The organism is Hymenobacter sp. UYCo722 (assembly GCF_040547115.1).
Classification (GTDB): domain Bacteria; phylum Bacteroidota; class Bacteroidia; order Cytophagales; family Hymenobacteraceae; genus Hymenobacter.
The window spans coordinates 614,920-629,187 of the sequence record NZ_JBEPPC010000001.1 but is presented as its reverse complement, the minus strand read 5'-3'; the positions used below and the strand labels follow the sequence as shown (position 1 = coordinate 629,187).

12 protein-coding genes are annotated in these 14,268 nt (G+C 55.4%); all 12 read right to left on the bottom strand.

The features are described from left to right. Positions 1–61 precede the first annotated feature (61 nt). Positions 62–736: a hypothetical protein gene (locus ABIB44_RS02720; RefSeq protein WP_354583084.1), complete on the bottom strand. Its 675-nt coding sequence runs from the start codon at positions 734–736 to the stop codon at positions 62–64. Positions 737–844: 108 nt separating this feature from the next. Continuing rightward, on the bottom strand, positions 845–1,477 hold the full coding sequence (gene bamJ, locus ABIB44_RS02715) for a BamJ family beta-barrel-assembly machinery protein (protein ID WP_354583083.1): 633 nt from the start codon (positions 1,475–1,477) through the stop codon (positions 845–847). Positions 1,478–1,704: 227 nt separating this feature from the next. Beyond that, a complete protein-coding gene (locus ABIB44_RS02710) occupies positions 1,705–1,839 on the bottom strand; it encodes a hypothetical protein (protein ID WP_354583082.1) in 135 nt (44 codons plus the stop codon). 157 nt (positions 1,840–1,996) lie between these two features. Further along, positions 1,997–2,560, bottom strand: a complete 564-nt coding sequence (locus tag ABIB44_RS02705) for a pseudouridine synthase (protein ID WP_354583081.1) — start codon at positions 2,558–2,560, stop codon at positions 1,997–1,999. Between the two features lie 73 nt (positions 2,561–2,633). Continuing rightward, positions 2,634–3,713: an OmpA family protein gene (locus ABIB44_RS02700; protein ID WP_354583080.1), complete on the bottom strand. Its 1,080-nt coding sequence runs from the start codon at positions 3,711–3,713 to the stop codon at positions 2,634–2,636. Positions 3,714–3,808: 95 nt separating this feature from the next. Further along, the gene (locus ABIB44_RS02695; RefSeq protein ID WP_354583079.1) at positions 3,809–4,381 is read right to left on the bottom strand and encodes a hypothetical protein; all 573 of its coding nucleotides are present in this window, start codon (positions 4,379–4,381) and stop codon (positions 3,809–3,811) included. A 203-nt stretch (positions 4,382–4,584) separates the two neighbouring features. Further along, the gene (locus ABIB44_RS02690; protein ID WP_354583078.1) at positions 4,585–5,454 is read right to left on the bottom strand and encodes an aldo/keto reductase; all 870 of its coding nucleotides are present in this window, start codon (positions 5,452–5,454) and stop codon (positions 4,585–4,587) included. Between the two features lie 595 nt (positions 5,455–6,049). Continuing rightward, the gene (locus ABIB44_RS02685; protein ID WP_354583077.1) at positions 6,050–6,838 is read right to left on the bottom strand and encodes an SDR family NAD(P)-dependent oxidoreductase; all 789 of its coding nucleotides are present in this window, start codon (positions 6,836–6,838) and stop codon (positions 6,050–6,052) included. Positions 6,839–6,945: 107 nt separating this feature from the next. Further along, positions 6,946–7,536, bottom strand: a complete 591-nt coding sequence (locus tag ABIB44_RS02680) for a histidine phosphatase family protein (protein ID WP_354583076.1) — start codon at positions 7,534–7,536, stop codon at positions 6,946–6,948. 350 nt (positions 7,537–7,886) lie between these two features. Then, on the bottom strand, positions 7,887–8,492 hold the full coding sequence (locus tag ABIB44_RS02675) for a hypothetical protein (protein WP_354583075.1): 606 nt from the start codon (positions 8,490–8,492) through the stop codon (positions 7,887–7,889). An 824-nt stretch (positions 8,493–9,316) separates the two neighbouring features. Continuing rightward, on the bottom strand, positions 9,317–10,648 hold the full coding sequence (locus ABIB44_RS02670) for a hypothetical protein (RefSeq protein ID WP_354583074.1): 1,332 nt from the start codon (positions 10,646–10,648) through the stop codon (positions 9,317–9,319). 82 nt (positions 10,649–10,730) lie between these two features. Then, the gene (locus ABIB44_RS02665) at positions 10,731–14,150 is read right to left on the bottom strand and encodes a methylmalonyl-CoA mutase family protein (RefSeq protein ID WP_354583073.1); all 3,420 of its coding nucleotides are present in this window, start codon (positions 14,148–14,150) and stop codon (positions 10,731–10,733) included. Between the last annotated feature and the right edge of the window lie 118 nt (positions 14,151–14,268).

The following is a 14,268-nucleotide window of genomic DNA, read 5'->3' as shown; positions in this document are numbered from 1 at the left end:
AAGGTAGCAGGTGCGCCCCGGCTGGCAGCCTTACGGCAGCGCGAACCGCAAGGTGACGTAGCTAGGCAGGAAATTCATTTTCCGGGTAGAGGCGGGTTGTTGGGTCGGCCGCCGCCGCCGCTTCGGCAGCTAGTTGGGCCGCCAGGCGCATTGCTTCGTCGGCGGCAGCCAGCTCTGCGGCGGCCAGCCGGGCGGCGTGGTCATGCACCCGAAAAATGCGGCGGTTGAGCTCGGCAACAAGGCGCTGCCAGGGTGGCGTTTCGCCGGGCAGGGCAAAGTTGACGACCTCCCGGCCCAGCCGGTGCAGGCGCAGGCGGTTGGTGCCGCGGTGCCCATAGGCTAGCAACAGGCCCGTCAGGGCCATGCCCAGCATAGCCGGTCCGGTCCGCAGCCCGTTCTGCAAATAGGTAATCATCACAAAAGCCAGCCCCAGCCCGCCCAGCAAAAACCACAGTATCCAGCGCACGTGGGCCACATCAGCGCGCTCGAGCTCGCGGAGTAGGAATTCGCGGCCCGCTACCGTCACCGTGCTATCGGTGATAAGCACGCGGCCGTCGCCCGAACTGACCACGGGCAAGGGCGCGAGGTCGGGCAGCAGCCCGGGAAGCGGTTCGTACGTCGGGCCGGGGGCCTCCCGGGCTGGTATGGCGGGTGTAGTCAGCAAAGCGGCCCCGGAAGGTTGTTCCGGGGCCACGTTGGGCTGGTGAGCGGGAGGCTGGGCTTCGGAGGGAGTCATGGACTTGGAAACAGCCGGAAAAGTACTGGTTGGAGGGCTCCAGGTTGCGGCTCCCAGGCGGGTAGCGGCGGGGTTTCCTACCGGGTACAACCCCGCCGCTACACTCGCTCAGTTATTTACTTTCAGCAGCTCAACGTCAAAAATCAGGGCCGTATCGCCGGGAATGTCGCGGCCCGCGCCGCGTTTGCCGTAGGCCAGGTCGGAAGGTATGTAGAGGCGGTACTTCGAACCCTCGGGCATCAGCTGCAGGGCCTCAGTCCAGCCGGCAATCACGCCGTTCACGGGGAAGGTGGCGGGCTGGCCGCGCTGGTAGCTGCTGTCGAACACGGTGCCGTTAATCAGGGTGCCGTGGTAGTGCGTGGTTACCGACGATTTCAGGCTGGGCTTGGCACCCGTGCCTTCGGTAATTACCTCGTACTGCAGGCCGCTGGGCAGCGTGGTAACGCCGGCTTTGCCAGCATTTTCGGCGAGGAAGGCTTCGCCTTCGGCTTTGTTGTTGTTCATGGTTTCGGGGTCTTGGGAATTATCGTTTTCATCAGGGCCGCCCATCTGCTCCTGCAGCTGTTGCATGGCGGTCTGCATCTGCTCCTGCGTGAGGCGGCTGGGGAGGCCCTGGAGGCCTTCTTTCAGCGCCCCGGCCAGGGTGTCGACGTCCAGTTCGAGGCCTTGCTGGGCAAAGTTGCGGGCTAGGTCGCGGCCAATAATGTAGCTCACCTGAGCTTGGTGGGAATCGAGGTTCATAAAACCAGGAGGGGGATTGGTGAGGCGGTGGAGCAGCATGTCGCCGTCTGCCGTTGTGAATAAGGGTTGCCACGGATTACGCCGTTGCGCGGGCAAAGTTCCAAAAGCCGCGCCGAACCCGCCGGGCCCGCCGCATTGGCCGGAATCTCAATAAAAAAGCCCGGCTAATGTACCGGGCTTCTTTTATAAATAATGCGAATAGGGTATCCTAACGATAAAAATAGCGCCTAGTGATAGTGATAATGGTCGTCGTCGCCGTGGAAGAAAAACGTCAGGTCAAGGCCCGCCAGTTTGGCAGCCAGGTAAGCTACGCCGCCGGCCAGCAGCAGCGAGGAGAATGAGAAGGCAGTGGTCTTTTTCATAATCAGATGGCGAAATAAGCAGGGGTTAATTCTGATGCAAATATACGACAGCGCGCGGAAAATGTTATGCATGCAGCATAAATAATATTGCGGTCATTTGGGATGGCAGGCTGAGAGCCAAGCTGGTGCAAACCTATGCGCGGGCTACAAGCCCGCGCTACAAGCCGAAATCGGCTACTTCGCGCACTTCGCCCGAGGCCAGCTCGCCCAGCCAAATATCCGCCACCCGCACCCGCACCAGGCGCAGGGTGGGAAAGCCCACGGCGGCCGTCATCTTGCGCACCTGCCGGAACTTGCCTTCCGTGAGGGTGATGCTGACCCAGGAGGTGGGGCCGTGGCGGTCGTCGCGGATTTTGCGGGTGCGCGGGGCAAAATCCGGGGCTGGCTGGAGCCGGGCGGCGGTGCAGGGGCTGGTAACATAGCGCACGTTGTGAATGCCGATTTCGACGCCGGTTCGCAGTTGGGTGAGGGCCGCGTCGGTTATCAGGCCATCGACCTGGGCGTAGTATTCCTTCTCCACTTTTTTGCTGCGCACCAACTCGCTCGTGCGGCCGTCGGTGGTGAGCAGGAGCAAGCCTTCGCTGTCCTCATCAAGCCGGCCAATGGCCATAATGCCTTCGGGGAAAGGATGGAATTCGCCCAGTTTTTTCTTTTTGGCTTCGCCTACAAACTGGCTGAGGTAGCCGTAGGGCTTGTGAATAAGGAAATGGCGGTGCGACATGCGGAAGGGAAAGGACCGCCGTTCGGGCAGTGCCGGCAGGAGCGGATATCAAAATTAAGCCGGCGAAATACGTTTATTCTATCTCCTGCACCTCCACCCGGCGGTTGCGCACGTCGGGCGAGGGGTAGAGCAGGCGCGTGTCGCCGTAGCCCACGGTGCGCAGGCGCTCGGCGGGTATGCCGGCCTGCACCAGAAACTCCTTCACGGCTTCGGCGCGCTGTTCGGAGAGCGCCTGGTTTTTATCGGGCTCGCCCACTTTATCGGCGTGGCCGGCAATGCGCAGCTTTAAATTGGGCCGGGCTTTAAGCTCCGTGGCCAGCTGGCCGAGGGCCGGGGTGGAGCCAGGCAGCAGCTCGGGCTTGCCCACCTTAAAGAGCACCGTGGGCAGCAGGACCGGGGCTGGCGTGGTGGGCAGAATGGGCGTGGGGGCAGCCGTAGCAACCGCCGTATCTGCCGGTGGTGGGGTAGGCGCGGGGGCGGGTTTCGCGAGCGGGGCTTTGGGCGGCGTACCGCTCACCCGAATGGTGATGGGCACCACCGGGCTCTCTTTGGAGGAATAGTAGCCCTGCCGGAGAAAGAAGGTGGTGGTTTTGCGGAGCCTCGCCCGGTAGGTGTTGCCGGCAGCCAGGGGCTGCCGCAGTTCAGCATCGGCAAACCAGCGCACGTCGCGGCCCGATACGCGTAGCGTGCTTTCGGCCCCGGCCGGCACCATAGCGGCCGATTTTAATTTGATGCGATAGAGCGTGAGCGTGCCCACGGTGCACTCGCCTTTGGGTTCGTAGGCGGCGTGGCCGGTAAGTTTTTCGAGGGTGGGGTCGTAGGTGAAGGTAATGGCCCCATCGCACCAATAGGTGCCGAAAATGCGGCCGGTTTCGTTCAGCTTCTCGCCGTGCTCGAGGTACAGGCCTGTAGCAGTGCGGGTGCCCTGCATTTGGAACGTAACCGTGATGCCTGGTTTTCCCCCAACTTCTTCGTAGAGAATGCCGAAAACATTGCTGCCCTTGCTTTTCTGCAAGCGTAGCACCGTGGGCCAGTAGCCGCCGGGCTGCCCGGTGTCGGTTTCAACGCCCTGCCAAATGCCCGTCAGGGATTGGGCCGGGGCCGGGCCCGCGAGTAACAGCGCCCCGATGCCATACCAAAAGCTGCGTTTCATGCTGCAAAAATAGCAGATGGGGTAATTCAAGTTGCGGCATTCGGCAGAATTATTCCCCTCCTTCAGCGCCATAATGGAAGCAACACGAAAGAACTTTATTTTCCAAACTGCTTGTGAATGCGCTTCAACAGCATCACCACTAACCCTTTGTAATAGTATACAAATGTCTCGCTGAAATCATCGACTATGTATTTATCGCCGTTCGACAAGTCCTTGAGATACAAGTCTACCATGGTTGGCGAGCTGGGATTACTGCCGCTGCCTCGAAAAGTGCCGTTTACAAAAGAATTAAAGGAATTATGCATGAGCACATACCGATAACCCCGCTCCTGATAGTAAGCAGTTGAGTCCTGCGTCGTAATTCGGTAGGCATAAGGGTATTCTGCGGTGGCTTTTACCAATTGCTCGTTGGCGTGCGGATAATTTACCGCGTGTTGCTCCAGCAGCTTATAGTCGCGTCGGGACATTTCCGTTGGCCGCTCAACTGGCACAGCGGCCGGGCTGAATTTTATAAATAAAATCTTTGCTTTTGGTAAGTCATCGGGAAGTTTTTTATTAAATACCTGGCCCACGCCTCCCGAAGCACCAGTACTAGTTTGAGCAATGCTTGGGCGGGGTGCACTGATGCTTAAAGCCAGAATAAAGGCTGAGTAGAAAACAGTTCTCATTCTTGTTGTAAAAGTAAATACGGCTCAAGATACGCGGAGCGATATTACTTTGATTTGAATTTCTCAGATTCAAAAACCAACCGAATTTTATTGAATTCGGGGGAGTGGTTTATTGGTCCGCATAATACACCCAAGATGCTCGGGCCTTTCTGAATTAGGTGGTCATGCTGGGCGCATTAGAAGCATCCGCACCGACGTAGTAATTACCCTAAATACGCCATATCATCCGCGCTCAGCTTAATATCTGCCGCTTTCATATTCTCCTCAAAATGCGCGAGCGACGAGGTGCCGGGAATCGGCATAATCCAGGGTGATTTATGGAGTAGCCAGGCTAGGTTAATCTGGGCTTCAGTGGCACCGTGTTTACGCGCAATTTCAGCGATTTTATTGTCGGCTTTTGGAAGTGAATTCACCAGCGAGAAAAAGGGGATGAGCGGTATGCCCCGCTGCTCGCACAAATCGAGCACTTCCTCGCCGCCGGGATTGGTGCCGTAGGGGAGCACCACAGTTGTGCGCTGCCCGTGGCCGTACATGTTTTCCACGGTGGCGATTTCTCCCAGGCGAAGGCCGGCTTCCAGCTCCGCGTGGGTGACGTTGCTGAGGCCTACGTGCAGAATTTTGCCTTCCTGCTGCATCTCGAACATGGCTCCAAGCTGCTCCTCGAGGGGTACCGCGCCGTGGCCCATCAGCCGCAGGTGCACCAACTGAATCTGCTCGCGTTTCAGCGTACGCAGGTTGTTGTCGATGCTGGTACGCAGGTTGGCGGGGGTGTTGTAGGGCACCCAGCTTTTATCGGGGCGGCGGGTCGCCCCCACTTTGGTGCAAATCACCAGGTTGGCGGGGTAGGGGTATAGGGCCTCGGCAATGAGGCGATTGGTTACGTCCTCACCGTAATAGTCGGCGGTGTCGAGGAAGTTTACGCCCGCCTCAACGGCTCTTTTTAGGATGGCCAGGGCCTGGGGGCGGTCGGCCGGCTCGCCCCATATTTCGGGGCCGGTGAGGCGCATGGTACCGTAGCCGAGGCGGTTGACGGTTAGGGGTTGGGTAGATTCTGGAGCGATGGTGATGGTCATGAGCAAAAATAAAGGGCTGGTAATGGCAAGACGGTTTACGGGCCGGAATATTTTATGCTATTGAAGCGGTTTAGGAAGTCGTCAAAAATAACCAGCATGACGTGTTTTTGACTCGCTAGAGCAGATTCGTGGTCAGTGTACATGGTAGCTAAAGGCGTCACTTACCAGCCTGAAAACGGGAACTTGCGAGTTAAATTTCCGCACTCTCGACCAGCCTGTTGAAATTGCGAGTAAAGACAAGCCTAGAACTGGCTAATGGGTGCTAATTAGCGGTACACCTGTAATAACCGAAACAAGGTGAAGTTTGACCGGGTATTATGCTGGTGCAAAGGGCTAACCGGCAAAAAGGCGAGTTGGTGTAGCCAAGCTATGCTTCTGACCTTGACGATGGCAATGTATTCGATAAAAACAAAGACAAGGTGTACGTTGCCATCGGCCAGATTCCCCAGGGCTTCGACCGCCGCGCCGATAAGTTGGAATAACGCTCCGAGCTCAGGGCTAAACAAAAAACCGCCGAATGCATATCCGGCGGTTTTTTATTTAGCCCTGAGCTCGGCCAAGTGTTAATTTGCAACAGTCCAGGCTGGGCCTAGGGCTACATGGAGCGGTGCTGGGCCGTGCGTTTGCGCAAAGCTTCGTAGTTAGCGGCCGCTACGGCGTCGATTTTGCGGGGTTCCAGAAAATTGGTTTTGATTTGCTCCTCGCGCTCGGCACCGCCCATGATGACGTTGATTTCGCCGGCCAGCAGGCCCTCGATGGAAGCCTTGGCGACATCCTCGGCCGAGTCCATGCCCTTCACCACGGCAGTTTTCATCATGTCAGTGTCAGTAGCGGAGGGGTACACGGTCATCACATGCAGCGAGTGCTGGAAAAGCTCGCGGCGCATGGCATCGGAAAACTGGCGGATGGCGGCCTTGGTGGCGGCATACACGCTGTAAAAGGGCATGGCCAGGTAGCCGTAGCCCGAAGAAATATTCATCAGCGCCGCGTCGGGGCTTTGCAGCAGGAGGGGTAGGGCTTTCTTAGTGAGTAGAATCAGGCCGGTCAGATTAATGTTGATTTGGCTAATGATGTCGTCGTCGGGCTGGTCGGCGAGCAGGCCGGCACTCACCACTCCGGCGTTGTTCACCAGGATATCGAGCCCTCCCCATTCGCGGGTAATGGTGGCCACGGCGCGGTCGAGGTCGGCGGGCTGGCCTACATCGCCGGTGATGAGCAGCAGCCGGGCGTCGGGGAATTCTTGTCTCAGGGCGTCGAGGGCTGCCTGTTTGCGGCCCATCACGGCGAAGTCGCGCACGCCCTGCCGGGCGAATTCGGCCAGCAATGCTTTGCCTATTCCGGCGCTGCCGCCGGTTATAAATACCTTCTTGTTTGCTAGCTCCATCGGGCAAAGGCTGACGGATTGATGAGCGTACAGCCAAGTTGGTTGTACCCGTCCGGCCCGCGAAAGGTTAGGGTTGGTGACCTCTGGAACCGGGGTCCGAAGCCTAATTACACAGCCGCAGGCTGAATGCCCTGACGGGTTTTGATGAGCACCGGTAGTTTGGCTTTGCCTTTGGCCCGTCCTTTCTTAAAGGTAATAGTCCAGATGCTGTCGTAGTCATTGTCGGGCCATTCCTGGGGTTCTGCAATACCCAAAGCCTCGGCAATTTTCACAATGTTGTGATGCTCCCACACCAGCAGCACGATGCCGCGATGGTGCCGAAGCTCTTTCACAAGACCCTTAATTTCGTCGGGGGCGTAGTCGCTGTTAATGGTCAGGTTGTGCTGCACGGCATAAGGCAGTACCGTTTGCATCATTCGTACGCGGGTCGTGTCCTCCTTGTCGGTACCGATGCACGGCACGTAGGTGAAATGGGGTGGCCGGGGCAGCAGGTTGTTGAGTACCTCGGGTAGCGCCAGCGCCCGTTCCAAGCCTTCGGGAGAAAGGTTGTCGCCCGCAGTCGGCTTTTCGCCGTGCCGGATGATGACAATTTGGAGTAACGGGCCTTTAGGGACCGGTGGGGCCTTGGGGTGCACCGGATTGAGATGATACAGCAGGAAAAGCTTAGTTCTATCTAATTCGGTCAGACGGTCAATCATAAAGTAAAAACAGTGATAAAAGCCCGGAAGCACATCCGGAATGCAAAATACGGCAACCCGTTATCTGCGGCATACTAGCCGAGTAGGCGCAGGGTTACAAACAGGCGTTGCCAAGCGCTTGTCAATACCAAACCCTAAACAGGCACTCCCGCCCCAAGCGCCCAGCCACTACTTGCCGTAGTTAGGGCCATAGCAGAAACGGATGTTGAGGCTCGTGCCGTCGCACAGTAGTGTGGCTTAGCCGGCCGCCCTAGTCGGAATCAACTCATCGCATCACCCCGCCCTCCAGAAGTTGGAAAAGCAGAAGAGCGTGAATCACTATAGGGGGTGCTAAAAGCGCATGTTTTGTCTTATTTCTTTGCCTTAAATTGCTTCTCAACGCGTTTTAGCAGCATACCAACTAATCCTTTGTAATTATAAATAGTCGATTCGCTGAAATTATCTATCACGTATTTATCCCGCGACGATAAATCCTGGATGTACAAATCAACAAAAGTATCGGCAGGAGCATTTGCGTTAGCAACATCTACGATGGCACTACCTGCGGTGTTCCCCTTTGAGCCTTTGTAGGTTCCGTTAGTGAATGCATTAAAGGACTGATGGAAAAGCACGTATTTATAGCCTTGTGCGGAATAATAAGACGTTGAATCTAACGTAGTTACCCGATACCCAAAAGGATAGTGCGCAACTGCTGCTGCCAATTGCTCATTGGCGCGAGGGTAGTTAACCGCGTGTTGCTGCAATAGCTTGTAATTAGTGGGCGACATAGTCGTGGGCCGCTCAGCGGGAACCGGAGCTGGCACGAATTTGATAAACAAAAGCTTGCTGTTGGGTAGGTCGTCAGGTAATGACTTGCTATACACATTGCCTGATGCGGGCACTTGTTGCGCAAGCGCAGGCTGCATCAGGCAGTAGCTGAAACATAAGAGTGCAATCGGGAGGAGTGTTTTTTTCATAAAGCCAATAAATAAAATGTGATGCTGCCTATCGCTGTCTACCGAGGGAAGCGTTTCGAACTGTCACTAAGCACGAGCCATATAGTAGAGCCACAAGAGAATGCCGTTTCGGTAAATGCGATTCTGATAACCACAAGTCGCGCGTCCGCAAGGTAGGTTAAGCGCCGCTATTTCGTTGGTTTAAACGGCGTATATGCCGCTGCGCTCGCTCAATGGCTGTACACGAAGCATCAGGCTTAGCCAGCTTGCTCATTGTCGGCAGCATTCCTTACAAGTACAGTGTGGCAGTGACCGGGTTTACCCGCGTTTCAATGCCGCAAAAGTTCGCTCCGCCCAGTGCGCCAGATACGGTACGATAGGAGCTAGTATTGATACGATAGTAGGGCAATTGCCAAGCTCGCCCTAAAGCGCCCAACCGCTACTTGGAGCGGCGGGAGAGGCAGCCGCTTATAGAACATCCTAACAGCCAGACCCCTCTGTAATGCTGACGAAGGAAGCATCTTATAAGGTCAGAATCGGTCGTGCGGCGGCGATATGATGCTTCCATCGTCGGCATTACAGACGTTGTGCGGCTTGCAACCCCCCAGCGCCCCCGCCGCCGCTTGGCGTGGCTGGAGAGGCGACAGAAGCCGTTGCTGAAGCCTGGAGCGTCGTGGAGCAACTCCTGGCTGGCCGGTTTGGATAGTGCATTTTTATGCCCGACGCTCTCCACTCCCAAGTTTGAAAAGGCATAGTGCCGGTGTAAGTAAGCCTATTAGAGTTTTTCTGGTTGCTCAATAGTTACTCCGCAACAAATGTAGCTGGAATTCATAAGGCCGAAATATCTATTCTCCCTGTTGCTCCTTAACCTCGTTTTCATATTTGTCCTTTTGTATTCTAGCCTCGGCAGCTTGACTAAGAATTACCTCAAACATCTTCTTAGGTGCTTCAACTACTGAATAATCCTCATCAAATAAATCCTTGTATGTATTTACGAAAAGGTCGGTTTCTCGAAAATCATCAAATAACGGCCACGTCTTATAAGCTGTTTTATCAATATCACCTTCCTTTCCTAATTTCTTCATTATTTGAGCAACATTTTCATGATTGCCTAAAAGCGCTTCTTTTGCAATTTTGAACTTGTCACTACAAGCACTCCAATCTTTGCTAGAAACTAGTTCATTACAGGCCTTCTGGTTCCCTCCTAATTTGAAAGACAATGCTTTGTTAATAAATAGCGTATTCTTGCTCTCTTCATTGTGGTGCTTTTTTAATGTTGTCGTGGCAAAATCTAGCAGTACATCAGAAATATTGAAATGCTTTTGATGTAATAAATCATAGCAAATTTCGTTCAAACTATTATCAGCTTCTTCTAGGTCTGTTGACAGAATTTTGCGCCAAACCACTTGTGTCAGTTTAACCGATAGCTCGTAAAGGCACTTGTAGGCTGATTCAAAATATTCTGAGTCCACCACCAATTTATCGCCTGGTTTAAGTCCTTTTTTTAATTTAACTTGGTTCTGTCTGCAAACAAATAAGTATTGGCTAGAAACAATTCCATCTAAATGGACAAACAAATTTCTGCGTTCTGTTAACTCGATAAAGTCCTGCCAAATTGGTAAATCTTTTCTCATCGGAATACCGAGTTTACTTTCTAGCCAAATAAAATGGTCAGTATGACTGTCCCTTAAAATTGTTTCTACTTCTTTCTCAATTAATGACTCTCTTGCTTCTTCAATAGACTTTAATTCTAAGAGCCGGGCAAATGTCAAGCTCTTTTCACTTGAACTTAAAATCTCAGGTCTTACCTGAAAAATTTCTTTAATAAGTTTTCCGATAAAAGAGTCAAACTGGCTAACTAGAGATACTAGTAAACTGCTTGGAATAATTGTTGATGCTACTGAAGCATTTTCTGAATTCCTTTTTAGAATTCTATACTTGTGACTGTCTTCTGAAGAAAAGGTGTAGTACTCCTCATTATTTTCGTCTTTTTCTTCTATGCCATTTGAGTTAACAAAATCTAACAAAGCTTTACTTGCATCTGAATTGCTAGCTGTAACAAAAAGCATTACAATTGGAAAAGTATCTCTTAAGCCGTCGATTTGTTTAATAAATTCCTTATTAACACTGTTAAACTTATTAGTGGATTTAACCGCGTCTGATGTTTCAGTAGACATACGTTTTAGATGAAGCTTAAACAAAAAAAGGTACTACCTCAGCAAGATAGTACCTTTTTTGTATGTCATAACGAATCAATTCCTACATATTCCGCCGGTACTGCCCGCCGACCTCAAACAGCGCATTCGTAATCTGGCCCAGCGAGCAGTATTTCACCGTTTCCATCAGCTCGGCAAACAGGTTGCCGTTGGCCACGGCGATTTGCTGGAGCTGCTTGAGGCGCGCCGGGGCCTGGGCGGCGTTGCGCTGGTGCAGCAGGGTTAGCATGTCGATTTGGTACTGCTTTTCCTCCTCCGTGGCGCGGATAACCTCTGCCGGCACCACCGTGGGCGAGCCCTTCGACGAGAGGAAGGTATTTACCCCGATAATGGGATATTCGCCGGTGTGCTTCAGCATCTCGTAGTGCATGCTTTCCTCCTGGATTTTGCCGCGCTGGTACATGGTTTCCATGGCCCCGAGCACGCCGCCGCGCTCCGTGATGCGGTCGAATTCGAGCAGCACCGCCTCTTCCACCAGCTCGGTCAGCTCCTCGATGATGAAAGAGCCTTGCAGCGGGTTTTCGTTTTTGGCCAGGCCCAGCTCGCGGTTGATGATGAGCTGAATGGCCATGGCGCGCCTTACGCTTTCCTCGGTGGGGGTAGTGATGGCCTCGTCGTAGGCGTTGGTATGCAGCGAGTTGCAGTTGTCGTAGATGGCATACAGCGCCTGCAACGTGGTGCGGATGTCGTTGAAGTCGATTTCCTGGGCGTGCAGGCTGCGGCCCGAGGTCTGGATGTGGTACTTCAGCATCTGGCTGCGGGCGTCGGCGCCGTACTTCAGCTTCATGGCCTTGGCCCAGATGCGGCGCGCCACCCGCCCAATCACGGCATACTCCGGGTCGATGCCGTTGGAGAAGAAGAAGCTCAGGTTCGGAGCGAAGTCGTTCACGCTCATGCCCCGGCTCACGTAATATTCTACGAACGTGAAGCCGTTGCTCAGCGTCAGGGCCAGCTGCGTAATCGGGTTGGCCCCGGCCTCGGCAATGTGGTAGCCCGAAATCGAGACGGAGTAGAAATTCCGCACCTTCTCCGTGATGAAGTACTGCTGCACGTCGCCCATCAGGCGCAGGGCAAATTCGGTGCTGAAAATGCAGGTGTTCTGCGCTTGGTCCTCCTTCAGAATGTCGGCCTGCACGGTGCCGCGCACCTGCGTCAGCGTGCGGGCTTTAATGGTGGCGTACACATCGGCGGGCAGCACCTGGTCGCCGGTCACGCCCAGCAGGCGCAGGCCTAGGCCGTCGTTGCCGGCCGGCAGTTCGCCTTGGTAACGGGGGCGGGGCTGCCCCAGCGCCGCGTAGATGGCGTCAATTTTGGCATCCGTTTCCGCTTCCAGACCGTTTTCCTGAATGTAGAACTCGCACTGCTGGTCGATGGCCGCGTTCATGAAAAACGCCGCCAGCGTGGCTGCCGGGCCGTTAATGGTCATCGAAACCGACGTGCTGGGGTTGGCTAGGTTGAAGCCCGAGTACAGCTTCTTGGCATCGTCGAGGCAGGCGATGCTCACGCCCGCGTTGCCGATTTTGCCATAGATGTCGGGCCGGTGGTCGGGGTCCTCGCCATACAGCGTCACCGAGTCGAAGGCCGTGCTCAGGCGCTTGGCTGGCAGGCCCATGCTCACGTAGTGAAAACGTCTGTTTGTCCGCTCCGGCCCGCCTTCGCCGGCAAACATGCGGGTCGGGTCCTCGCCCTCGCGCTTGAACGGAAACACGCCCGCCGTGTACGGGAATTCGCCAGGGAAATTCTCCTGCATGGCCCAGCGCAGCCGGTCGCCCCAGCCCGTGTAGCGCGGCACCGATACCTTCGGAATCATGTTGCCCGATAGCGACTTGGTGTGCGTCTGCACCCGAATTTCCTTGCCGCGTACCGAGTACACGTATTCCGGGTCGCGGTAGTTTTGCAGGGTGCTTTCCCAGTTTTCCAGAATGGCCTGGCTGTCGGCATCGAGGCGGCGCAGCTGCGTCTGCTTGTTCTTGCCGAACTCCTCCACCGTGGGGTCGTCGGCTTTTTTCTCGGCGCGGTAGTGCTCTTCCAGCTTGGCGAAAGCCCCGGCCACCTCGGCAATATTGGCCTGCTCGCGCACGCGCTGGTCGTAGGCGCGGTTGCTTTCGGCAATCTCCGAGAGGTAGCGCGTGCGGTGCGGCGGGATAATGTAAATCTTCTCCGAGTCCTCGCCGCTGGTTTCTAGGTGCGAGGCGAAAATGGCCCCGGTCTTGGTTTCCAGCATCTTCAGCACCGCGCGGTACAGCCGGTTCATGCCGGGGTCGTTGAACTGCGAGGCAATCGTGCCAAATACCGGCATCTGGTCCGTAGGCGTGTCCCAGAGGCCGTGGTTGCGCTGGTACTGCTTGCGCACGTCGCGCAGCGCGTCTAGGGCCCCGCGCTTGTCAAACTTGTTCAGCGCAATTACATCGGCAAAATCGAGCATATCGATTTTCTCCAACTGCGTAGCCGCGCCGTACTCCGGCGTCATCACGTACAGGCTGGCGTCGGAGTGCTCAATGATTTCCGTGTCGGACTGCCCGATGCCGGAGGTTTCCAGAATAATCAGGTCGTAATTGGCGGCGCGCACCACATCCACCGCGTCCTGCACGTAGCGGCTTAGCGCCAGGTTGCTCTGGCGCGTAGCCAGGCTGCGCATGTACACCCGCGGCGAGTTGATGGCATTCATCCGAATCCGGTCGCCGAGCAGCGCGCCGCCCGTCTTGCGCTTGCTGGGGTCCACGGAAATAATGGCAATGGTCTTGTCGGGGAAGTCCATCAGAAACCGCCGCACTAACTCATCCACCAAGGACGACTTACCCGCGCCGCCCGTACCGGTAATGCCTAAAATTGGTGCCTGATGCTTGGCGCTTAGTGCTTGGTTCTGGCTTTTCTCCTCCAGCTGAAAATCCGAAACCAACTGGCCTTTCACCCGCTCAAACTCCTCGGGGAAGTTCTCCGCCGCTGAAATCAAGCGGCCAATGCTGCGCGCATCCTTCTCCTTTACGTGGCCCGCCTCGCCGTTTAGGTTCTGGCCGGTGGGAAAGTCAGCCTTTTCCAGCAGGTCGTTAATCATACCCTGCAGACCCATGGCCCGGCCATCGTCGGGCGAGTAGATGCGGGTGATGCCGTAGCCCTGCAGGTCCGCAATCTCAGTCGGCAGAATCACGCCGCCGCCGCCGCCGAAGATTTTGATGTGCCCCGCGCCGCGCTCCTTCAGCAGGTCGAAGATGTATTTGAAATACTCATTGTGCCCTCCCTGGTAGCTGGTAATGGCAATGGCCTGGGCGTCTTCCTGAATGGCGCAATCCACGATTTCCTGCGCCGAGCGGTTGTGCCCGAGGTGAATTACCTCCGCGCCGCTGCTCTGAATGATGCGGCGCATGATGTTAATAGCCGCGTCGTGCCCGTCGAACAAAGCGGCGGCGGTGACGATGCGAACGTGATTCTTCGGTTTGTAGGGCGCGGTGGGAGCGGGGTGCATATAATAGGGAGGGCTTCAGCCCGCCGTTAGTAAGCGTGAAAAACGTACACAAAGGTACGGAAAACGCCCCGGCGGGGTGGCCGGGGCGTTTCAAAAAACGACAAAATTGATTTGTCTA